The following is a 22,547-nucleotide window of genomic DNA, read 5'->3' as shown; positions in this document are numbered from 1 at the left end:
TGGCCGTTGCGAAGATAGTTTTCACCGCGGGGCACCTGAGGGATGCTCCACGCGAATTGACTCGTGAACTCGGGCGTCTCTCACACTTCGCCGTGATCAGTTCCCGCGGAGGTCGAAGGCGATCTTGGTGGAGCCGCGCTCACCAGCGTTGGCTGCGTGTTCCAGCGCCGTCCGGTATTCCTCGAGCGGGTACAGCTCGGAGACCAGCCGGCCCAGGTCGCAGTCGCGCACCAGCGTGATGGCCGATTCGAAGGTGTGGCCGCCGCCGAGCGACGGCTCGGTGCCGTAGCAGTAGGCGCCCACCAGCTCGGTTTCGCGGTGCCACAGCGCGGAGAGGTTCAGCTCGACGTTGGCGGGCATGCCCAGCACCACCACCCGGCCGCGGGGTCGGGTGAGGGCAATGGCGTCAGTGAGCGACTCCGACGAGGCCACAGCATCGATGGTCACGTGGGTGCCCGACCCCAGCGTCTCGCCGATCACCCGGGTGCCCGCGGCGCGGCGCACTGCTCGGCCGAGCTCGTCGGGCGACACCGCCAAGTCGGCGCCCAGCTCACGGGCCAGGCGGCGCTGATGGCTGTACCGGGCGCCCACCACGATCGCCGCCACGCCGGTGAGCTGGCGCAGCGCAGCCACGGCAACGAGGCCCATCGTGCCGGCGCCAATGACGGCTGCTGTGCCGCCCTCGGTCACGCCGCAGCGCAGCGCGGCGTGTACGCCCGCAGCGGTCGGCTCGATCATCACGGCGGCCTCGTCGGACAGGTCTCCGGGGCTCAATGGGCCCAGCGAGTGGAGCTGGCTGTGGTGGGCGGCGAATTGCTCCGACCAGCCGCCGCCGGTTGACGCGCACGATCCGGTCTGCAGCCCGGCTTCGATCTCGCCGCCGATCAGGTGGCCGTAGTCGTCGCCGTCGGCCGGGGCGGCGTCTGGCCAGGGCGGTGCAAAGCCGTGGGCCTCGTGGCCGAGCACCGGCTCGAGCACCACCCGGGTGCCGTCGTCGGTGTGGCCGACTACCTCGTGCCCAGGCACGAACGGGAACGAGACCAGCGGCTCGAAATAGCGCGACACCATGCCGTCCACCGTCGCCAGGTCAGACCCGCAGATGCCCGACAGCGCCGTGCGCACGTACTGCCAGCCGTCGCCGGGCAGCTCCGGCGGATCCATCTCGGTCAGCCGCAGCGGTCCCACGCCCGCACCTGAGCCGGGTTTCAGCTTCCCTGCGGCCATCGCCGCGGCGAACCGCAGCTCCTTGCGCTCGAACACCAGCGCTCTCACGGCTGCCTGCCCGGTGGGGTCGACAGTGTGCTGCCCACGACGCGTCGGCTGTGCACGTCTGGCACTGCGAGCCGCAGTTCCTTGCGCTCGAACATCAGCGCTTTCACATCAACTTTGATCGGCGCTGCCGACGTCGGTGGCTTTGGATTCCACCTCGTCATCCAGTTGCGCCATGAACTCAGCCAGCGGCACGTCACGACGAACCGCCTGGCCACGCGGGTTCACGCCGACGGTGCCCGCCGCGACATCGTCGTCGCCCACCACCAGCACGTAGGGCACCTTTTCCAGCTTCGCTCGCCGGATCCGCGCCCCCAGTGGATCGTCCGCCGGCACCATCTCGGCCCGGAATCCCGCCTCAGCCAGCTGCGCCACCACCTGTGAAGCGAACGCATCGTGGTCGGCCCGAACTCCCAGCACCACCGCTTGGGTGGGCGCCAGCCACGGCGGGAATGCACCTGCGTAGTGCTCCACCATCACCCCGAAGAACCGCTCGATCGCGCCGAACAGCGCCCGGTGCACCATGATCGGCCGGTGCAGCTCGCCGTCGGCACCGGTGTAGCGCAGGTCGAACCGCTCGGGCAGGTTGAAATCGAGCTGGATCGTCGACAGCTGCCATGACCGCCCGATGACGTCCTGCACGTCGATGTCGATCTTCGGACCGTAAAACGCAGCCTCACCAGCAGCAACGTCATAGTCGTGGCCGCGCCGGTCCAAGGCCTCCCGCAGCGCCGCAGTGGCCCGCTCCCAGCCCTCGGGAGTGCCGACGAACTTCTCGGGATCCTGAGTCGACAGCTTGAAGGTGAAGTCCTCGAAGCCGAACGCGCTCAGCACCGACAGCACGAAGTCCAGCAATCCCTCGATCTCGTCACCCAGTTGTTCGGGCGTCAGGAACAGGTGGCTGTCGTCTTGGGTGAACCCGCGGACCCGCATCAGCCCATGCAGCGTCCCGGACCGCTCGTAGCGGTACACGGTGCCGAGCTCGAACATGCGCAGCGGCAGCTCGCGGTACGAACGCTGGCGCTGGCTGAAGATCAGGCAGTGCATCGGGCAGTTCATGGGCTTGGGGTAGTAGACGCCGTTGTCCATCTCCATCGGCGGGTACATGCCCTCGGCGTAGAAGTCGAGGTGCCCGGAGGTCTCGAACAGCCGGGCGTTGGCCAGGTGCGGCGTGTACACGAACTCATAGCCGCCCGCCTCGTGGCGGTCGCGGCTGTAGTCCTCCATGATTTTGCGGATCACCGCGCCCTTGGGATGCCACACGGCCAGCCCGCCGCCCAGCTCAGCGGGGAAGCTGAGCAAGTCGAGCTCGGTCACGAGGCGCCGGTGGTCACGCTTGGCGGCCTCCTCCAGCCGCTCCAGGTGCGCCGCCAACTCGGCCTTGGTGCCCCACGCGGTGCCGTAGATGCGCTGGAGCATCTGGCGGTGCTCGTCGCCGCGCCAGTACGCGCCCGCCACCCGCATCAGCTTGAAGTGGCCCAGCCGCCCGGTGTGGGGAACGTGGGGGCCACGGCACAGGTCGACGAACTCGTCGGTATTGCGGTAGGTGGTGATCACCCCGCCGGTGGGGCCAGAGGCAGGGTCGTCGGCCTCGCCGTCGAGAATCTCGATCTTGTAGGGGTGCGAAGCGAACAGCTCGTCGGCGGCGGCCCGGTCTACCTCGGCCCGGATGAACGGCTGACGGGCAGCCACGATGGCGCGCATCTCGGCCTCGATCGCTGCCAGATCGTCGTCGGAGAACGTGCGCGGCCGCCCGGCGTCGTCAACGCCGAGGTCGAAATCGTAATAGAAGCCGTCGGTGATCGGCGGCCCGATCGAGAAGGTGGCGCCGGGATACAGCCGCAGCACCGCCTGGGCCAGCACGTGGGCGGTCGAGTGGCGCAGCACCTCGAGCCCTTCGTCGGACGAGGGGAAGACCAGCGACACCGAAGCCCCGTCGGGCAGCGGCCGGTCCAAGTCGAGCTGCTCGCCATCGGCCACGGCAACGAGCGCATCCTTGGCTGCACGCCGCCCCAGCGACGCAGCCAGGTCCGCACCGGTAGCGCCGCCGGCCAGCTCCCGGGTCTGCCCGTCAGGCAGCACCACCGTGACTGCCGAGTTCGGGTCTGCCCGCTCGCTGCCACTCATCGGGACAGTTTCCTCTCCATCGCCCTGCAAGTGCCAGTGAATTTCCTGGCAGCTTGGCGCAGCGGCTACCTGGCGCCCCCGCCCGAGAACACGATGTTGATCAAGATGATCAAGAACAGCAGTCCGCCCAGTACCCACAGCTTGTCTGCCAACTGGAAACTCTTGAACTTCGCAAACGGGACCATCATCTTGTGAGGGTCCTCGAGCGACTTCTGGTCGACCTTGCGGGTATCGCCGTCGCTCATGAGTTCTCCTGAAGAAACTGCCAAGCGGCCGGTGCCGCAGTTGGGAGGGGGCCGGCCGCATGCGCAGCCAGCGGGCAAGGCTAGTGGTCTGGCCCCGTCATGGCTGAGGGGTCTGCCGCCTCAGCAGCGGGCGCACCTCGTGGTTGGGCTAGGTGCGCACGGCGTCGGCGCCGAGCAGCTCGCGCATCGGACCTGCCAGCGTCCGCGCATCGACCCAGCGCGACTCGGGCAGCTTCACTACAGCATCGCCCACCCGCAGATGCACCGGCGCATCGCCAGGACACTCAGACAGCATCCGCTCGAACGAGGCCAGCCAGTGTTCGTCGATGTCCACCCGCTCCACGTCGAGCGACAGCGGCACCGGCCCCTTGCGCAACCGAAACTCCTCCAACTCCGACGCCAGGAACGCCGTCTCGCCGTCGCCGCGCCGATCCGGCCGGCCCCGCACCAGCACCACGGCATCCTCGGCCAGCGCATCGCCCGCAGCTGCGAGGCCCTTGGGGAACAGCGTGACCTCCACCGAACCCTCCATGTCTTCGAGCAAGAACCGGGCCATGGGCTCGCCGCTGCGGGTATAGCGACGCTGCAGGTTCTGCACGACACCGCCGATCGTCACCCACTGCTGACCGCCCTCGGGGTTCTGCGGCAACTCGCCCAGCCCGCCGACCGGGCAATCGACCTTGCGCTGCAACTGCGCCTCGCCGCCCCGCAGCGGATGGTCTGACACATACAGCCCGAGCAGCTCCTTCTCCCACGTCAGCGTGGTGCGCTCGTCGGCCGTGACGTCGGGCACCTCAATGCGCTCGTCGAATGCCACGTCGCCGATGCCGCCGCCGCCAGCGCGGCCTGCACCACTGCCTCCGCCGGAACCGTCGCCGCCACCCGCGCTGGCGTGCCCATTCGGCCCCCCGAACAGCGACTGCACGCCCGCCGCAGCCTCCTCCCGCCGCCGCAACGCCGACTCGATGATCCGGTCGAACACATCGAGCAGGCCCTTGCGAGAGTGCCCGCAGCATTCGAACGCACCCGCCTTGATCAGCGACTCCACGAACCGCCGGTTCAGCACCTCACGAGGCATCCGCATGCAGAAGTCGTCGAAGTCGGCGAAGGGTCCGTTGGCAGAGCGCTCAGCAATGATCGGCTCGGCCACCTTCATGCCCACATTGCGCACCGCCGACAGGCCGAACGGAATCGTCTGCCCATCGGCCGCAAAATCGAGCTCGGAACGGTTGATGTCGGGCACCAGCACCTCGATGCCGTGCTGACGGCAGTCGGCCAGGTACACGCCCGCCTTGTCGATGTTGCGCTTGGAACCCGTCAGCACGGCCGCCAGGAACTCGGTGGGGTAGTTGGCCTTCAGATACGCCGTCTGGTAGGCGATCAGCCCGTACGCAAACGCGTGGCTCTTGTTGAACGCATAGTCGGCGAACGGCTCAATGATGTCGAAGAGCTGCTCGCCGAGCTGCGCCGTGTAGCCCTTGGCCACGCTGCCTTCCACAAACTTGGTGCGGTGCTCGGCAATCTGGGCACGGTTCTTCTTGCCGCAGGCTTTGCGCAGGTCGTCGGCTTCGGACATGGAGTAGCCGGCGATCTCCTGGGCCACCCGCATCATCGACTCCTGGTAGATCATCAGCCCGTAGGTCTCCGAGAGCAGTTCTGCAAGGTCGGGATGCGGCGGCGCAGCAGACTCACGGCCGTTCTTGCGGTGGGCGTAGCTGTTGTGCATGTCGGCGGCCATCGGCCCCGGCCGGTACAGCGCCACCAGCGCGCAGATGTCCTCGAACTGGGTGGGCGCCATGGAGCGCAGCAGCGAGCGCACCGGGGTCGACTCGAGCTGGAACACCCCCATCGTGTCGCCCGCCTGCAGCAGCCGGAAGGTGGCGTCGTCGTCGAGCGGCACGGCGTCGATGTCGAGCCGGCTGCCGGTGCTGGCCTCCAAGAGCCGCACGCACTCGTCGATGATCGACAGCGTGCGCAGCCCCAGGAAGTCCATCTTCAGCAGGCCGAGGTCTTCCACGCCGCCCATGTCGAACTGCGTGACGATGGGCGCCTCGTCGGGGTCCTTGCCAGACTCGGGCTTGCGCTGGATGGGCAGGTAGTCGGTCAGCGGCTCCGGGCTGATGACCACGGCCGCGGCATGCACCGAGTCTTGACGGATCAGCCCCTCGAGCCCGCGGGCCACGTCCACCACCTCGCGCACGTCCTCGTCGCTGGCGTACATCTCGCGCAGCTCGGCGGCGGCGGCGTACCCGTCGGCGTGGCCCTCGACCCGCTCGAGGCAGGCAGCCAGCGGCGTGTCGCGCCCCATGATGAGCGGCGGCATCGCCTTGGACACCCGGTCGCCCAGCGAGTACGGCTTGCCCAGCACCCGGCCGGCGTCGCGCACCGCCGCCCGGGCCTTGATCGTGGAGAACGTGATGATCTGCGCCACATGGTCGTGGCCGTACTTGTCGGCGGCGTAGCGGATCATGTCGTCGCGGTAGCGGTCGTCGAAGTCGATGTCGATGTCGGGCATCGAGATGCGGGCGGGGTTCAGGAACCGCTCGAACAGCAGCCCGTAGTGGATCGGGTCGAGATCGGTGATGCCCAAGCAGTAGGCAACGGCGCACCCCGCCGCCGAGCCGCGCCCCGGCCCCACCCGGATGCCGGCCCCACGGGCATGGCGGATGAGGTCCCACGTGATGAGGAAGTAGCTGCTGAAGCCCATGTCGGAGATGACCCGCAGCTCATAGGCGATGCGCGCCGCAGTGTCTTCGGCCACGTTGGCGCCCCAGCGCCGCTTGGCCCCCTCGAACGCCAGGTGGGCGAGGAAGGCGTCGGCGTCGGCGTGGGGGGCGGGCACCTCGAAGTGCGGCAGCAGCGTGCGGCCGAACTCGATGCTCACGTCGGCCCGCTCGGCCATGGCCAGCGTGTTGTCGCAGGCCTCGGGGTGCTCGCCGAACAGCGCCCGCATCTCCGCGGCCGACTTCAGATAGTGCTGGTCGCCGTGGAACTTGAACCGGTCGGGGTCGCTGCGCAGCGAGCCGGTCTGCACGCACAGCAGGGCGTCGTGGGCGACGGCGTCGTGCTGGTGGGTGTAGTGCAGGTCGTTGGTGGCGAGCAGCGGTGCGCTGAGGTCGTGGGCGATCTGCAGAAGCTGGGGGTTGCAGTCGTGCTGGGCGCCGATGCCGTGGTCTTGCAACTCGACGTACAGCGAGTCTCGCCCGAAGATGTCCTGCAGGCGGCCGGCCCGGCGCCGGGCCTCGTCGTAGTCGCCGGCGAGCAGGGCCTGCTGCACCACGCTGCCGAGGCACCCGGTGGTGGCCACGAGGCCCTCCGCGTGGTCGGCGAACATCTCCCAGTCCATCCGGGGCTTGTAGTAGTAGCCCTCGAGGAATGCCCGGCTGGCCAGCTTGAGCAGGTTGCGATAGCCGGCGTCGCTGTGGGCGAGCAGCGTCAGGTGGTAGTAGAGCTTCCCGCCGCCATCGCCGTCGTCGCCGGTGTCGTCGACCTTGGCGTTCTTGGCCCGGTTGCGGTTGGGGCGCTCGTGGCGACTCTCGAGCGCCATGTAGGCCTCGGTGCCGATGACCGGCTTGATGTCGTGCGCCTTGCAGGCCCGGTAGAAGTCGAGGACCCCGTACATGTTGCCGTGGTCGGTGATGCCCAGCGCGGGCTGGCCGTCGGCGGCCGCGGCAGCTACCACTTCGTTGACGCGTGCCGCTCCGTCAAGCAGCGAGTACTCGGTGTGGGTGTGCAAGTGCACGAACGACGCTGCCACGCTGCTCCTCGCTCTGATCTGTCGGGCTGGCCTGGTCTCGGGTGTGGCCGGTTGCCGGGTTTGCCGCTCGGGGCCGCTGGCCGAATCCGCCGGGACTCGCCCCGCCGACTCGCCAAGTCCTCTGCAGGCCCGCGTGGCAAAGGCCTCACGGTCCGGCGACCAGCCGTCGTGTCGAACATAGACCGGTCGCTGGCGTGATCGTTGAATGTTCGACCAGCGCGCCCGACGAGTCGGCCGAACCCCCAGATAACCCGGTTGGACGGCGGCCCATCGCGCTGCATCATGGAGGCATGACGACCTCGCAGCGCGCGCCCCACGATGCGCCGCGCGCGCCCGACCGCGACGATGGCGACGAATGGGCCGCTGACGAACTGGCCGCCGATGAGCTGGGCTTCGACGAAGGTGCCGTGCTGCCCTGCGACGAGCTGAACAGCGTTCTGGTCGAAGACGACCCACGCGAGGGCCTGTGGGAGCTCGTCGACAGCGGCTGGGCCGGCGAACACCTGCCCGAGCTGCCGGCGCTGGCGCTCGAGCAGGACCCGATCCATCGCCACAAGGACGTGCTGGCCCACACCATCGCCGTCGTGGCCCAGAGCCCGCCAAGGCTGCGAGTGCGCCTCGGGGCACTGTTCCACGACATCGGCAAGCCGCTGACCCGCGATATCGGCCCAGGCGGGGTGACATTCCGCAACCACGAGGCCGTGGGCGCCAAGCTCACCCGCCGCCGCATGCCGCAGATGGGCTACGGCGACGACATCACCGCCGAAGTTGCCCGACTGGTGCACCTGTCGGGCCGCTTCAAGGGCTACGACACCGGCTGGACCGACGCAGCAGTGCGGCGCTACGCCCGCGACGCCGGCCCGCTGCTGGGCGACTTGAACGACATGGTCCGCAGCGACTGCACCTCACGCAACGTCAAGCGCATAGAGGCCCTGCACGACGCGCTCGACCGCTTCGAGGTGCGCATCGCCCGCCTGGCCCGTGAGCAGGCAGCCGCAAAGGTGCGCCCCGAGCTGAACGGCGACGAGGTGATGGCCCACCTGGGCCTCGAGCCCGGCCCCAACGTCGGCCTCGCCATGAAGTTCCTGCTGGAACTGCGCCGCACCGAAGGTGAGCTGGGCGACGCCGAAGTCCGCCACCGCCTCGACGCCTGGTGGGCCGCGCAGGGATCGGCGGCAGCTCCTGAGAAGATGCGCGGATAGGTGAACCTTCCCGCTGTCGCACCAGTTGTTTCCCGCTCTTGTTCGCTGCCGCTCACGGGCCGCTCGGGCCACGGCTTCGCCCTGCACCTTCCGCTCTTGTTCGCTGCGCTCACGGGCCGCTCGGGCCCGGGGCTCAGCCTCTTAGCCGCGGTCGTGCCGCATCCCCGCTCTAGCGTGTGCAGCCGTGGACTGGGTTGCGAATCCTGAGGTTTGGATCTCACTGGTCACGCTGACGGTGCTCGAGATCGTGCTCGGCATCGACAATGTGATCTTCATCTCGATTTTGGCGAGCCGTCTCGACGGCTCGCAATCAGACTCGGCCGGCAGCGGCGCGAGGTCGCCCGCCGACCGCGCACGAGTCGTCGGCCTGTCGTTGGCGATGGGGATGCGTGTGCTGCTGCTGCTGGGCATCTCGTGGATCGTGCGGCTGACGACGCCGCTGTTCTCGGTGTTCGGCCACGAGCTGTCGGGGCGCGACCTGATTTTGCTGGGCGGCGGGCTATTCCTGCTGGGCAAGTCCACATTCGAGATCCATCACAAGCTGGAGGGTGACGACCATCACGAAGCCGAGGGCCGTGCCGGCACATCGTTCGCTCGGGTGATCGTGCAGATCCTGCTGCTCGACCTGGTGTTCAGTCTCGACTCGGTGATCACCGCGGTGGGCATGGCCGACCGGGTCGGCGTGATGATCGCAGCGGTGGTGATCGCCGTGGGCGTGATGCTGTGGTCGTCGGGCCCGGTGATGCGCTTCGTGGGCAAGCACCCGACGGTGAAGATGCTGGCGCTCAGCTTCCTGCTGCTCATCGGCATGTCGCTCGTGGCCGAGGGTGCCGACTTCCACATCCCCAAGGGCTACATCTACTTCGCCATGGGCTTCGCCGTGCTGGTCGAAGCGCTCAACCTGCGGATGAAGCGCAACCGCCAGTCCAAGACCCCGCCCGTCGAGTTCCACGAACGCCGCCTGCCCGAACAGGCCGTTGCGGTCGAGTCAGGGCCCGCAGCAGACGACTCCGGCGCTGAGCCAGGGGCTTCGGCCTAGTTGGTCGGCCTCCACCCATGGGCAATGGCTTCAGGCGTCCTCGGGCGCATCGGGGCCGCTTGACGTCTCGCGCAGCCGGTCGGCCAGCTCGCGCAGCCGATCGAGCGCATCGGCGTCGTCGAGTTCGCCGAGGAACTGCGGCAGCTTGATGCCCGCCTGGCTCGCCACCTCGTGCAAAGGGGGCAGCGCGCCCACCAGTCCCGACACAAAGTTCGCAGTGGTGCCGGCTTGGCCGTCGCCGCCCGAGCCCGAGTCCCACACGGTGATCTTGTCGATTTTCAAGTTCGAGATGGCCTTCACTTGTTCGGCCACGAGATTCGGCAGCTGCTCGGCAACGAGCAGCAAGGCTGCTTCTTGGGCTGCGCCGCCGCTGGCGGCTACCAGCGCACCGAGGCCCTCGGCGCGGCGGCTGAGCAGTGCCAGCAAGCCGAGCGCCTCGGCCTCCATCAGCAGCCGTTGACCGTCTGCCTCGCCGGCCTTGACCAGCCTGATGCGATCGGCCTCGGCCTCGGCCAGCGTCCGCACGCGCTCGCGTTCCACTTGGGCGGGCACCACGATGTCAGCGTCCTGCGCGGCCTTGTCGCGTTCTGCTCGCACTCGCTCGGCTTCAGCTTCGGCCAAGAACGATTCCTGTTCTGCCGCGGCCTGGCTAACGCGTTCGGCGGCGTTGGCGGCACGTTCGGCCTCGGCTTCCTTCTGGCGCCGCTCGCTCGCCGACTCGGCAATCACGACGTGCGATTCGTTCTCGCCTTCGGTCGCTGTGGCATTGGCCTGTGCCACCCGGATGCGCTGCTCGCGCTGCGCCTCGGCGGCACCGATGTCGCCGTCGCGCTCCTGCTCGGCCACCTTGACCTTCGCCTCGCTGATGGCGCGGGCCGCAGCCTCGCGACCGAGAGCGTCGATGTAGCCGGACTCATCGGTGATGTCCTGGATGTTGACGTTGATCAGGCGCAGCCCGACCTTGCGCAATTCGAGCTCGAGCGATTCGGTGATGTTGGTGATGAGCTGCTCGCGGTCGGCGTTGATCTGCTCGATCGGCATCGTGGCGATCACCACGCGCATCTGGCCGAAGATGATGTCGCGAGCCAAGTTCTCGATGTCCAGCAGCGACAGGCCCAGCAACCGTTCCGCGGCGTTCTGCATGACACCGGGCTCGGTGGAGATGCCGACGGTGAACGTCGCAGGAGTATTGACCCGGATGTTCTGCTGGGAGAGCGCCCCCTGGAGCTTGATCTCGATGGGGATCGGCGTCAGATCCAGGTACGCGTAACCCTGCACGATGGGCCACACCATGGTGCCGCCGCCGTGCAGGCACCTCGCCGACTCGCCTTCCCCGCCGACGCGTCCATAGACCACGAGGATGCGGTCGGACGGGCAGCGCTTGAAGCGCGATGAGATCCACAGCAGGGCGATCAGCAGGATGGCGAAGATGCCACCTGCGAGGGCGATGACGGCCATAGCCACCTCTCGTGGTGAGTAGCGGGGAAGGTCAGGCTAGTGAGGCGCTACGAGCACGGTCGAAGGGTCGACGACGCCGACGACGGTGATGGCAGTCTGTGCGGGCAGGTTCTCGTCGGACTCCGTCAGGGCGTTGATAACCCGCATGCGACCCTGCACCATCACTTCGACTTTGCCGGGCTTGGAGCGGTTCGCAGCAACCATGAGATAGACGGTGCCGTGCGCGCCCACGGCGGACTGGTAGTCGATCGAGCCGTTCTCGCCGAGCTTCGCGAACGAGCGCCACAACAAGCCCACGGCAAAGAACACCGCGAGGCCAGCGGCGATGGCGACGCCCACCGACGCAGCGGTGGAGCGGTCTGCCTGCTTCATGAGGACGCCCGTCCAGCCGAACGCAAACGAGAACGCGGTCAATGTCCGGATCGAGAGGAACCCGGTGCTCGGATCGTCATCGCCGACGTCGATATCGACGTCAGCCCCGATGCCGAATGCCAGCAGCGCGATCTGCACCAGCAGGAAAAAGCTGGCGATGAAGGCGATCGCATAGAAGATCTGCAGATCGCCGGTCAGAGCCTGCCACCAGTCGCCCATGAACTGCCCCCTCGCTGGAACTCTACGCCTCGTCCTAGTTCAGCTGGCCTAGCTGATCCGGCGTTCGGTCAGCCCGCCCGACGGCGTCCAGGTTTCGACCACGAGTTGCTGACGGTCAACGCGTACGAGCACGGCGCGAGCGATCCTGGCGGTGAACAGCGCCATGGGTGTCGCGTCGTCGATCTCGTGGTGATGGCCGCGCAGGAACGTCTCGAGCTGGGCGTCGTCGGCCGGCACGGCACTGCCTTCGATGCGGGCATCGCCTGCCTGCAGCTCGCCGCTCTCGGGCGCAGAGTGCAGCCCGAACCGGGGGTCACGCCGCAGGTCGGCGGCCTTCATCGAGTTGCGGTCCATGCCCAGCCAGAGGTGGCCCTCGCGTATGGGGGCTTCCATGCCTGACATCCGAGGGGAGCCGTCGGCACGGATCGTGGCCATGACCGCATGCAGGTGACTCTCGAAACGCCGCTGCATGCGCTGCGCCAGCTCGGAGCATGCCGCAGCAAAGTCACCCCAGCTCACGTTGTTGTCTTGCGTGCCCATCTGCATACCGCCACCGTTCGTACTGCGTGATTCTGCACCACCGCGGTGGGTACGGTCGCCACCGTGAGGCTGGCACGCGCAGGAGCGACCGTTGCGGCCGCAGTGCTCTTGGTCACTGCGTGCGCCATCCCGTCAGGCGATGCCGATGGAAGTGCGTTTGTCGAGCAGGTCGATCCGGCATTCGCCGTGACAGCGCCCCCCGTGACAGCACCGCCAGCGTTGCGGACCGTCCCTCTCCTCAGCACGACAAGTCAGCCGCCCACTACGGCGACATCGGCACACCCGACTGGCTCAACAGACGTAGCAGGCAACGTCGAAAACACGGGCAGCACGGGCAGCACGGACAGCGCAGGCAACACAGAGACGGCGCCGGGATCGGCGCCTTCAACCCAGACGAGTGCCGCGCCAGCCGCCGATGCTGAGCCTTCGCTTGCCGAGATTCGGTTCGAGCTGGTGCCTGTTGCACACATCGAGGCGCCGATTGCGCTCGTCGCCAGGCCGGGGACCGGCCAGCGGTATGTGGCCACACTTACCGGTCAGGTTTGGCTGCTCGACCCGGACGGCGGTGGTGAGGCCGCTCAGGGGCCTGGCGGTGAGGCTGACTTTGGGGCTCGTGGCGAGGTCACTCCTGAATTGGTGGCCGACATCGGTTCGAGGGTCAGCCAAGGCTGCGAGAACGGGCTGTTGGGCATGGCCTTCTCGCCCGCCGGCACCCAGCTCTATCTCAGCTACACCGACACCTCGGCGAACAGCCGGATCGTGGTGATGCCGATGGTGGGCGACACTCCCCAGACCGACCGCCGGCGGGTGCTGCTGGCCCTCGACCAACCGGCGTGCAACCACAACGGCGGCGACCTGGCCTTCGGGCCCGACGGGAACCTGTGGGCCGGGTTCGGCGACGGCGGCGGCGCGAACGACCGGTTCGGGCACGGCCAAGATCGCTCCACCCTGCTGGGCACGATGGTGCGCATCGACCCCGACCCGCCGTCGGGGCGCGGCTACGGCATTCCCGTCGGCAACCCCTTTGCGTCGGGCGGGGGAGCGCCCGAAGTGTGGGCGTACGGCGCACGCAACCCGTGGCGCTTCTCGTTCGACCGGCTCACCGGCGACCTGTGGATCGCCGACGTCGGCCAAAACCGCATCGAGGAGATCCACGTGCTGCCCGCCGCCGACGGCTGGACGCCAGGCGCCAACCTCGGCTGGCCGCTGTTCGAGGGCAACGAGCGGTTCAGCGGCAGCAACACTGGCGGCGAGACGCCGGGCGACCTGGTGTTCCCCGTCTACACCTACGGCCACGACGAGGGCTGCTCGGTAACGGGCGGCTACGTGTACCGGGGAAGCGCCATTGCGGCGCTCGCAGGCACCTACGTGTTCGGCGACTACTGCACCGGCGAAATCTGGGGCCTAGTCCGCGGCCCCGACGGCACAGCCGAGCGCATCGACGTCGGCGTGTCGGTGCCACGCAACACGCTCGTCTCCTTCGGCGAAGACGCCGACGGCGAACTCTACGTCCTCAGCGCAGCTGGCACTGTTCTGCGACTCGAATCAGCGCACCCCTAGATGGTTAGTTCCAAGGGGTGGGGTCTACAGCTGGTGGGGTGAGAGTGTCCGAACTCGGGGTGTGCATTCACGCTTTGAGCTTGGAGGTTCTCAATATGGGCCCGGACTTGCACACGCTCGCGACCGCACTGTATGTGAGGATCGACGATCTGCTCGCACAGAACCCGGGATGGGCTCCGCGGCGGCCCAAGGTGGGCATCGCCCCGAAGCTGTCCGACGCGGAGCCGGTCACCCTCGCCCTGATCTCGGCGCTGCTGGGGTTCGACAACGAGTCGCAGTTCGTGCGCTTCGCGAAAGCGCATCTGCGTCCGTGGGCAAGCTCTATCGGTGGTTGCGACTGTAGTCAAGTGTAGATGTCGGCGGCTGATTGCCAGTTGTGGAGTTCGCCCTGCTACCCATGGCGTAGGAGTTGCCATGATTTCGCCATCGAATCAGCGTCTCGCACATACAAAGCTTGGTGCGGTGATGTGCCACCGTGCGTTCCGACGCCTGTTGGCCATCGTGCAGATGCTGCTGCTCTTCTATTTCGGCAGTTTAGCGTTTCTCTTCCTCTGGCTTGGCAGGAGTATGACCGAGATCGACGATCGGGGAATTCCGCTGGCATGGAGTGTCGCAATTGCGGTTGTCATTGTCGCGGGTGTTTGTGTTCTGATCTCGGGAATTGTTGCTTTCTGGCTGGAGCCGAACAAGCTTCCTCGCGCCCGCTATTGGATGCTGTTGGCGTGCGCTGCCGGCAACTTGGGCGCTGCGTTGTTGCTGGTTACGTCACTTGGGCTGTCGCTGATGACTCGGTCGTTCAGCGAGCCCGCAGCAATGCACATAGCTTGGCACGCGATCGCGCTGTGCCTGCTGCTGCCGACGACCATGAGCGCGTTAGTGCAGATGTCGCAGGCGAGGGCGAGATGAATGATTTTGCCATGCCGCTCGCACCGGTTCAGGAGGCTCTCGTATTGGGGGTATTCGTCTCAGCCAACAGTGTGCAGGCAATTGCGTTCGGAGGTGTCGGAGCGCGCCTACCGGAGCGGGTCCTTACTCGGCGACGGCGTCGTCGGGCTGGGGCTGCCAATCGCCCCAGGTGACGTCGGTGATCAGCCGGTGCATCCACCGGGGCTCGCCGGTCTGGATACCCCACACGTTCACCCCGCGCCCGCGGTCGCGGAACCAGCCGATCAGCGATTCGATGTCGCCCGATGCGAAGATCAGATGGCTGCCGTCGGGCGACCAGATCGCAACCCGGGTCGGTGCGGGCAGTGCATGCACGAGCTCGACGTCGCCGTGGGGCGAGTCCGGCGTATGGACATACAACGCTTCCCGCTCCGGCACGCCGTCGCCGTCGTCGTCGTGGAGGGCCACATAGGCAGCCCTGCCGTCGTCGGACCACGACAGCGCGTTGCCGAGCTGCGCCAGCGTGGTCGTGCCGCCGGTGCCGTCAGCCCGCTGGGTGCGGGCGACCAAGCCCGTCACGTTGTCGTCGGCATCGCGCAGCATCTCGGTGTAGGAGATGTGTTCGCCGTCGTGCGACCAGAACACCCAGCCGTACGCGGACGGGGAGAGCTCGCCGATGAACCGCTGTGAACTCCCGTCGCGGTGGGCGATCCACGACAGCTCGGGCGACAGGTAGTCGAGCACCGGGCGGTCGGTCTCGTCGGAATACTCGAGGTAGGTGCTGTCAGGCGACCACCCCAGGAAGTTCACATTCGCAGCGATGCTCACCGGCCCGGCGTCTTGTTCTGCGTTTTCCCCAGCATCGCCGTCCTTGCCGCTGTCGACAGTGCTGATGCGCAGCTCGGTCGAGCAGTCGGTCGGATCGAGCGCTTCGTACGCGAAGTGCATCCCGTCGGGCGACCACGGGTTGATGATCACCACGCTCCATGCGTGGTAGTGCACCGGGCCGATCTCGCGTGTCTCGCTGCCGTCGGCGGACGCGAGCCACAGCACCCAGCTCTCATCAGTCGGATCGGCCTCGCACTCATGCGGGGTGGCATAGAGCAGATGCCTGCTGTCGGGCGACCAGCGCAGAACGATGGCGTCCTGGGCCAGGGTGACGGGCGGGGCGCTGCCATCGGTCGGCTCGATGCGCGCCTCGTTGACCTCTTCGGACGTCTCGGGGTCGATGTGCCCGGTGACGTAGGCCAAGTAGGTGCCGTCACGGGACCAGATCGCGTCCCGGATGTCGCCGTAGTACCACGTCCGTGAGTCCAGCTGGCCCAAGCTGCGCACCGGGCTGCCGTCGGCGTCGAACAGCAACGCCTCAAAGGAATCGAGGCGGTCGTTGTCGTTGGTGTCGGCGTTGTTCCACGTCAGGAGGTGGCTGCCATCGGGTGACCACCACGGCCACGCTCCCTCGGAGACCAGCAGCTCGCCGGGGGCACCGGGTGTCGCGGCCAGCACCCGCTCCTCATCGTCGGCCCACGCCAGCCGCCGGCCGTTGCTGTAGTCCCACTCCCAGCCGTTGTGATCGACGGTGCGCAGCGTGCGGTCGCTGCCGTCCGAGCGAACCGTGAACAGCGTCGAGCCGATGCCCGGGATGCCCGATGCCTGCGTGAGCGCCAGGAACGGGGGCCCCTCGCTCTGGTCGGCATCGGCAGGCCGGTCCCGCTCGCCCCTGCTGATCGCTTCGAACGTCGTGCGTGCGGTGCCGATGAGCGTTTCGGTGTCCACAGCAGGAGCAGTCGTGCTGCCTGCGAGCGCAACGCGCTCCACGGACACGTCGGAGGAGATTGCTGCGAGCACTGCTTCGGTTGCAGCTTCAGCGGCTATGCCCGCTGCGTCCGCGAGCCCGGCGAACACGATCCGCGCCGGCCGGTAGTCGGCGATCAGCGATGCCGTCGCTTCCGGCAGGCCGTCGGCGACCGCGGCAGGCGAGAAGTACGCGAGAGCCACATCTTCGAATCCCGCAGCGAACGCTCTCGCCGTGTTGATGTCGGCCTGGTTCCAGCCGTTGGCCACGATCAGCACCATCGTGTCGGGGCCCACACGCTCGGGCGTGTCGAGACCGACGCGGGCTGCCGCAGCGGCAGTCTCGGCGCGAGTGGCCCCGCCCAGCCGCTGTATCACCGCCCACCGGTAAGCCGAGCGCACCGCTGCTGAAAGTTCGTCCATCACCGCGGGCGGCACTGCTGCGGGGCCGCCGAGCACCATCACGCGGTCAGGCTCAAACGCGGCAATCAACTCAGCAAGCTCTGCGGGCACGCCGTCGGTGCTCAGGCACGCAGCAGCGGCGTTGCGGGAATGGCGGGCCAGCTCCACGGCCGCAGTCGTGTCGGCTGTATTCGAGCAGTTCGCCAGGACCAGCGTCAGGTTCGGCCCGCTGCGCACCAGGTGCGCCGGCCGCTGCTGCGCCGCCGCAGGCGTCGCCAGCACGACCGAGGCCAGCAGGACTGCCAGCGCCACCGTTGCTGCGGTGGCTCGCGGCCGACGCCGCCGGGGGGCCGCCTCGTCAGGACTCATATGTGCGCGTGTGACCATCATTGAGGTGAAACGCTATCGCCCGCCCACTGGCACACTGCGACCGCTCAGCGGGGCTGGCACTCGCACCAAGCGACGCCGGCGACGACGCTCCACATGGAGCGCGGTTCGCCTCTAGCGACCACCCACGCATCGGCGCCTTGCTGGCGCCGGCCCCGTTCATTCTCGTGTGCGCAGCTCAGTTCTGGCCGGCCAGCTTGCGGTTCTTGATCTTGGCCTTGACGTAGTCGCGGTTCATGAACGCAATGAAGTCCAGGCTGATCTCCTTGGGGCAGGCCTCGGTGCACTCGCCGTGGTTGGTGCACGACCCGAAGAACTGCTCCATCGTCTCCACCATCGACTCGGTGCGCTCCCAGCGCTGCGGCTGGCCCTGGGGGATCAGGTTGAGGTGCGCCAGCTTCGCCGAGGTGAACAACTGCGCCGCCGAATTCGGGCACGCAGCCACGCACGCCCCGCATCCGATGCACGCCGCCGCGTCGAACGACGTGTCGGAGGCCTCTTTGGGCACCGGAGTGAGGTTGGCATCGCCCACCGCCCCGGTGTTCACCGAGATGTAGCCGCCTGCCTCGATGATGCGGTCGAACGAGCTGCGGTCCACCACTAGGTCGCGTACGACGGGAAACGCCTTCGCCCGGAACGGCTCCACGGTGATGACGTCGCCGTTTGAGAATTTGCGCATGTGCAGCTGACAGGTGGTGGTGGCCACCTCGTGCCCGTGCGCCCGGCCGTTGATCATCAGGCTGCAGGTGCCGCAGATGCCCTCACGGCAGTCGTGGTCGAACTCGATCGGCACACCGCCCTCGTCGATGAGCCGCTCATTGATGATGTCGAGCAGCTCCAGGAACGACATGTCCTCGCTGACCCCGGGCGCGTCGAAGGTCACGAAGCCGCCCTTGGCGTCGGGCCCGTCCTGGCGCCAGATGCGCAGCGTGAGGTTCAAGGTGCCGCTCTGGCTCTGCTGGCTCTGGCCGTTTGTCCCGCTCACTTGTAGCTCCGTTGCGTCAGTGCCACCTCGTCGAACGACAGCTCCTCGGTGTGGCGGGTCTGCACGGTGTCGGTGTCGTGCCATTCCCACGCAGCGACGTGCGCAAAGTTCTCGTCGTCGCGCTGCGCCTCGCCCTCGGGTGTCTGGTGCTCGGCCCGGAAGTGCCCGCCGCAGCTCTCCTCGCGCACCAAGGCGTCGCGGGCCATCAGCGTGGCCAGCTCGAAGAAGTCGGCCACCCGGCCGGCCTTCTCCAAGCTCTGGTTGAGATTGGCGCCCGAACCCGGCACGCGCAGGTCGGCCCAGAACTCGGCCTCCAGCGCCGGGATCTCCGACAGCGCTTTCTCCAGCCCAGCAGAAGTGCGTTCCATGCCGATGTAGTCCCACACGATCTTGCCGAGCTCGCGGTGAAACCAGTCGACTGAGCGGGTGCCGCCGATCGAGAGGAACCGCCCGGTGGCGTCGGTCACCTCGGCAACCGCCTGGGAGCACACGGGGTCATCGGTGGGCACCACCGGCTCGCCCAGCCGGGCCGCCAGGTCGTCGCCGATCGTGTAGGGCAGCACGAAGTAGCCGTCGGCCAGGCCCTGCATGAGCGCCGAGGCCCCGAGCCGGTTGGCCCCGTGGTCGGAGAAGTTGGCCTCGCCGATCGAGTAGCAGCCCGGCACCGTGGTCATGAGGTGGTAGTCGACCCACAGCCCGCCCATCGTGTAGTGCGTGGCGGGGTAGATGCGCATCGGCCCGGCGTAAGGGTTCTCGCCGGTGATGCGCTCGTACATGTCGAACAGGTTCCCGTACTTGGCCGCCACTGCGTCTTTGCCTTCGCGGCCGATCACCTCGGAGAAGTCGAGGTAGACGCCGTTGCGCAGCGGCCCCACGCCCTTGCCCTGGTCCACCACGGTCTTGGCGTTGCGGCTGGCCACGTCGCGTGGCACCAGGTTCCCGAAGGCCGGGTATTTGCGTTCGAGGTAGTAGTCGCGCTCGGGCTCAGGGATCTGCCCCGCCGCGCGGGCGTCGTCCATCTGCGAGGGCACCCAGATGCGCCCGTCGTTGCGCAGCGACTCAGACATCAGCGTCAGCTTCGACTGGAACTCGTCGCTGGCGGGAATGCAGGTGGGGTGGATCTGGGTGTAGCAGGCGTTGGCGAAGAACGCCCCACGCCGGTGCGCCCGCCACGCAGCAGTGACGTTGCAGGCCATGGCGTTGGTGGACAGGTAATAGACGTTGCCGTACCCGCCGGTGGCCAGCACCACTGCATGGGCGGTATGCGCCGCGATCTCGCCCGAGACCAGGTCGCGGGTGACGATGCCGCAGGCCCGCCCGTCCTTGGTGATGAGGTCGAGCATCTCGGTGCGGGTGTAGAGCTCGACACCTCCGGCGGCCACCTGCTTGGCGAGCGCCTGGTAGGCGCCCAGCAGGAGCTGCTGGCCGGTCTGGCCCCGGGCATAGAACGTACGGCTGACCTGCGCGCCGCCGAAGGACCGGTTGTCGAGCAGGCCGCCGTACTCGCGAGCGAAGGGCACGCCCTGGGCCGCACACTGGTCGATGATGTTCAACGACACCTCGGCCAGGCGGTGCACGTTGGCCTCACGGCTGCGGTAGTCGCCGCCCTTGACCGTGTCGTAGAAGAGCCGGTGCACCGAGTCGCCGTCGTTGGTGTAGTTCTTCGCGGCGTTGATGCCGCCTTGGGCTGCGATCGAGTGGGCCCGGCGGGGCGAGTCGTGGAAGGTGAAGGCCTTCACCCGGTAGCCCAGCTCCGACAGCGACGCCGCCGCGGAGGCGCCCGCCAGGCCGGTGCCGACCACGATGATCTCGAAGCGGCGCTTGTTGTTCGGGTTGACCAGCTTCATGGAGAACTTGTGGTCGATCCACTTGTCGGCCATGGCACCCGGAGGCACACGGGCGTCGAGCACGCCGTCGGTCGAATCGATGCCGTTGCCGGAAGATTCGGCCGCCGATACTCCGACACGCCGCACTCGGCGCTTGCGTGGTGACATGACTAGTGAGCCTCCGCAGCTTCGCCGTGCGTGTCGTGGCCTTCGCTGCTTCGCACGTGGACATTCACGAACATGTCAGTGCGCCTCCGCAGCTTCGGCCAGGCACTCCAGGCCGGTGGAGTCGTTGACCGGGCAGTCCCGGTTGTCCTCGTCGACCAGGCCGGCCTGCACGAGCACCGGGAACGACAGGTTCCCCACCAGGATCACGCCCGCCAGCACGGTGGCCAGATTGCGGCGCAGGCCGTTGTAGCGCGGGTTGTTGACACCGAGGGTCTGGAACATGCTCCAGGTGCCGTGGAAGATGTGGACGGCCAGCGCCACGTTCGCCACGACATAGAGGATCGCCACTGGAATGGACGACAGCGACTCCACCACGTTGTGGTACGGATCGCCCCGCACGTACGCATCGCCCAGCCACCAGCCCCACGTCAGGTCGGCCAGGTGGAACAGCACGTACAGGCCCACGATGGGGCCGGTCCAGCGCATGGTGCGCGAGGCGTAGTTGGCGGCGACGTAGTCGCGCTTCGACTCGTACTTCTTGGCGCCGCCGATGAAGCCGGCCCGCTGCGAGGCCAGCCGGCTGCGCTCCTTGAGCGTGTACGCCGAATGCAGGTGCACCAGGAACATCGCGAGCAGCCCGACCCGCATGATCCACAGCACCAGCGTGCGGGGCAGCAGACCGCCGCCGAGATCGCGCAGCGTCTCGGCGTACTCGTACATCCGCGAGGGGCCCTCGTAGAGGTGCAGGTTGCCGATCATGTGAACGATCACGAAACCCAGCAGTCCCACGCCGGTCCAGGCCATCACCCACTTGCGGCCGATCGCCGACTGGTAGATGTTCAGCGGGAACGGCAGGGGGCGCTTGGTTGTGAACACCGGTGCAGACCCGGTGGGCTGCGTGGCAGTCGGCGCCATGTATTCCTCCCGTACGTGGCGTTGTGCGGCGGCACAGTATGCCGGGCTCCCGCCGGTCAAGGAGGCTGACGTTAGCGAACTGGCCGGGATGGATCAGCGGCGCTCATCGCCTTGGCAATGACGCGCTGTGCCCACGGCGACCAACCTCGCCCGCCAGCGGTCTGGGAGGGCTGCCACGCCGCGACGCAGGGATGGTGGCCCGCGTGGTCGGCAGCCGCTGCGGCGGCCTGAGAAGCGAGCGCGCGCAGGCCACGCTCGGCGCCGGCGAACACGCTGAGACCGAGCGTGACCTGCTGGCACAGCAGCCGGCCCGCCGCGTTGGCTGACTCATAGGTGCTGGGGTGGCTCAGCTCGTGCTCGTTGGCGCGCAGCGCGTCAAATCCGTCGCGGTGCGGCTCGCCGTTCACAAGCAGTGCCTTGCGCCGCGCCGCAATCGTTCGGATTCCGGTGGGGAGCCTGACCGCATGGCTGGAGCGCCCATCGATCGCGATGTCGATGTCGATGCAGTACAGCGCTTGGTCTCCCATGCCGGCGGGCCACCACAGCGACGGGCGCTCGAGCGTGACCAGCCATTCCAGCTCGTTGCGGCCACGGGCCAGCGCCGGCTCCCACAGCGCCATGCCGTCGTCGCGCGTAGCGACTCGCCGGGTGGCGTCGCGGGACCAGCCGGCGTCGGGGTCGTCGGCGGGCAGCACGGTCGTGGTCACCTCGCCGCGGTGCGTGCCGCTGCTGTTCACGGTGGCAGAGATGCGCAGCACGGCCTGGTCGAAGCTGGCCTCGATCACCAAGGCCCGCACCCGCTCGATGCGCGCCGGCCCGCTGCGGCAGATGCGTACGTGCGCGTCCTGGTCCTGAGGCACCCGGACGGTGCCGCGCGCCGCCTCGACGGCTGCCAGATGCTCGGAGCCCGAGCGAAGCAGTGGACTCACTTCGAACGCGTGCTCGGCGTGGCGCCCGCGCAGATCGCCCAAGTAGGTGCCGTCGAGCCAAAGGTGGCCCAGCTCGCACAGGCCGCTCGCAACGAGCCACCAGCGGGCGTGAGGGTCAGCAGCGCTCTGCGGTCCTGCCGACAGCTCGGGCGGCAGCTTGAAGCGCCTCCGGTAGAGCACGGCGTCGGACTGCGCGAGTCCGGAATCCAGCCACCACCGCCCCAGATGCGGCGTGGCCTCCCACTCGTCGTCGTCCAGTGCCCGGTCGGCAACGGTGCGCCACTCACCAGCCCCCGCAGCACGCACCAGCCAGTCACCAGCCAGCGTCCGGGCACTTCCGCCTCTCGCTGTCAAGTGGAAAGTCATCAAAAAATACTGAGAGAGATGAATAGGTGTGCTGCAAACATCATGCAAGACCCCCGCCCAGCGAGCCGAGCGGGGGCCTTCGAGGAACGGAGCTGCGAGAGC

Annotated in this window: 16 protein-coding genes and 1 pseudogene; 5 read left to right on the top strand and 12 right to left on the bottom strand. The window is 67.9% G+C overall.

Annotated features, from left to right (window positions below; genetic code table 11):
- Nucleotides 1–96: 96 nt before the first annotated feature.
- The 4 genes from ACOGJB_RS09845 to dnaE form a co-directional block, all read right to left on the bottom strand.
- Nucleotides 97–1,272 carry a zinc-dependent alcohol dehydrogenase gene (locus ACOGJB_RS09845; RefSeq protein ID WP_419840625.1) on the bottom strand — a complete coding sequence of 392 codons (1,176 nt, stop codon included), beginning with the start codon at nucleotides 1,270–1,272 and terminating at the stop codon, nucleotides 97–99.
- A gap of 108 nt (nucleotides 1,273–1,380) precedes the next feature.
- Nucleotides 1,381–3,396: a threonine--tRNA ligase gene (thrS, locus tag ACOGJB_RS09840; protein ID WP_419840624.1), complete on the bottom strand. Its 2,016-nt coding sequence runs from the start codon at nucleotides 3,394–3,396 to the stop codon at nucleotides 1,381–1,383.
- A 65-nt stretch (nucleotides 3,397–3,461) separates the two neighbouring features.
- Nucleotides 3,462–3,641, bottom strand: coding sequence for a hypothetical protein (locus ACOGJB_RS09835; RefSeq protein ID WP_419840623.1), 180 nt, complete (start codon nucleotides 3,639–3,641; stop codon nucleotides 3,462–3,464).
- A 148-nt stretch (nucleotides 3,642–3,789) separates the two neighbouring features.
- The gene (dnaE, locus tag ACOGJB_RS09830) at nucleotides 3,790–7,398 is read right to left on the bottom strand and encodes a DNA polymerase III subunit alpha (protein ID WP_419840622.1); all 3,609 of its coding nucleotides are present in this window, start codon (nucleotides 7,396–7,398) and stop codon (nucleotides 3,790–3,792) included.
- Nucleotides 7,399–7,688: 290 nt separating this feature from the next.
- Between dnaE and ACOGJB_RS09825 the strand changes: the two genes are divergently transcribed.
- Both ACOGJB_RS09825 and ACOGJB_RS09820 read left to right on the top strand, forming a co-directional pair.
- The gene (locus tag ACOGJB_RS09825; RefSeq protein ID WP_419840621.1) at nucleotides 7,689–8,600 is read left to right on the top strand and encodes an HDIG domain-containing metalloprotein; all 912 of its coding nucleotides are present in this window, start codon (nucleotides 7,689–7,691) and stop codon (nucleotides 8,598–8,600) included.
- A gap of 184 nt (nucleotides 8,601–8,784) precedes the next feature.
- A complete protein-coding gene (locus ACOGJB_RS09820) occupies nucleotides 8,785–9,639 on the top strand; it encodes a TerC family protein (RefSeq protein WP_419840620.1) in 855 nt (284 codons plus the stop codon).
- Nucleotides 9,640–9,669: 30 nt separating this feature from the next.
- On the opposite strand, the gene ACOGJB_RS09815 is transcribed toward ACOGJB_RS09820, so the two are convergent.
- Genes ACOGJB_RS09815 through ACOGJB_RS09805 form a run of 3 tightly spaced genes read right to left on the bottom strand, consistent with a single transcriptional unit; the run spans nucleotide 9,670 to nucleotide 12,234 of the window.
- A complete protein-coding gene (locus ACOGJB_RS09815) occupies nucleotides 9,670–11,097 on the bottom strand; it encodes a flotillin family protein (RefSeq protein WP_419840619.1) in 1,428 nt (475 codons plus the stop codon).
- A 36-nt stretch (nucleotides 11,098–11,133) separates the two neighbouring features.
- Nucleotides 11,134–11,688: a hypothetical protein gene (locus ACOGJB_RS09810; RefSeq protein WP_419840618.1), complete on the bottom strand. Its 555-nt coding sequence runs from the start codon at nucleotides 11,686–11,688 to the stop codon at nucleotides 11,134–11,136.
- Nucleotides 11,689–11,736: 48 nt separating this feature from the next.
- Nucleotides 11,737–12,234, bottom strand: a complete 498-nt coding sequence (locus ACOGJB_RS09805) for a pyridoxamine 5'-phosphate oxidase family protein (RefSeq protein WP_419840617.1) — start codon at nucleotides 12,232–12,234, stop codon at nucleotides 11,737–11,739.
- A 57-nt stretch (nucleotides 12,235–12,291) separates the two neighbouring features.
- Between ACOGJB_RS09805 and ACOGJB_RS09800 the strand changes: the two genes are divergently transcribed.
- The 3 genes and pseudogenes from ACOGJB_RS09800 (at nucleotide 12,292) to ACOGJB_RS09790 (ending at nucleotide 14,694) form a co-directional block, all read left to right on the top strand.
- Nucleotides 12,292–13,788: a PQQ-dependent sugar dehydrogenase gene (locus tag ACOGJB_RS09800; RefSeq protein ID WP_419840616.1), complete on the top strand. Its 1,497-nt coding sequence runs from the start codon at nucleotides 12,292–12,294 to the stop codon at nucleotides 13,786–13,788.
- Between the two features lie 95 nt (nucleotides 13,789–13,883).
- Nucleotides 13,884–14,096: pseudogene (locus tag ACOGJB_RS09795) on the top strand (IS982 family transposase); the annotation flags it as partial.
- Nucleotides 14,097–14,202: 106 nt separating this feature from the next.
- Entirely contained in the window at nucleotides 14,203–14,694 is a 492-nt protein-coding gene (locus ACOGJB_RS09790; RefSeq protein WP_419840615.1) for a hypothetical protein, read from the top strand.
- A gap of 123 nt (nucleotides 14,695–14,817) precedes the next feature.
- On the opposite strand, the gene ACOGJB_RS09785 is transcribed toward ACOGJB_RS09790, so the two are convergent.
- The 5 genes from ACOGJB_RS09785 to ACOGJB_RS09765 form a co-directional block, all read right to left on the bottom strand.
- A complete protein-coding gene (locus ACOGJB_RS09785; RefSeq protein WP_419840614.1) occupies nucleotides 14,818–17,238 on the bottom strand; it encodes a hypothetical protein in 2,421 nt (806 codons plus the stop codon).
- Between the two features lie 196 nt (nucleotides 17,239–17,434).
- Nucleotides 17,435–18,196, bottom strand: coding sequence for a succinate dehydrogenase/fumarate reductase iron-sulfur subunit (locus ACOGJB_RS09780; RefSeq protein WP_419840711.1), 762 nt, complete (start codon nucleotides 18,194–18,196; stop codon nucleotides 17,435–17,437).
- Nucleotides 18,197–18,237: 41 nt separating this feature from the next.
- Nucleotides 18,238–20,121, bottom strand: coding sequence for a fumarate reductase/succinate dehydrogenase flavoprotein subunit (locus tag ACOGJB_RS09775; RefSeq protein WP_419840710.1), 1,884 nt, complete (start codon nucleotides 20,119–20,121; stop codon nucleotides 18,238–18,240).
- Nucleotides 20,122–20,310: 189 nt separating this feature from the next.
- Nucleotides 20,311–21,150: a succinate dehydrogenase cytochrome b subunit gene (locus ACOGJB_RS09770; protein WP_419840613.1), complete on the bottom strand. Its 840-nt coding sequence runs from the start codon at nucleotides 21,148–21,150 to the stop codon at nucleotides 20,311–20,313.
- Nucleotides 21,151–21,221: 71 nt separating this feature from the next.
- On the bottom strand, nucleotides 21,222–22,445 hold the full coding sequence (locus tag ACOGJB_RS09765) for a hypothetical protein (RefSeq protein WP_419840612.1): 1,224 nt from the start codon (nucleotides 22,443–22,445) through the stop codon (nucleotides 21,222–21,224).
- Between the last annotated feature and the right edge of the window lie 102 nt (nucleotides 22,446–22,547).

Origin of the sequence: Candidatus Poriferisodalis sp. (assembly GCF_965208895.1) — a bacterium.
Classification (GTDB): Bacteria; Actinomycetota; Acidimicrobiia; order Acidimicrobiales; family Poriferisodalaceae; genus Poriferisodalis.
This window is presented reverse-complemented; position numbering and strand designations above follow the sequence as displayed.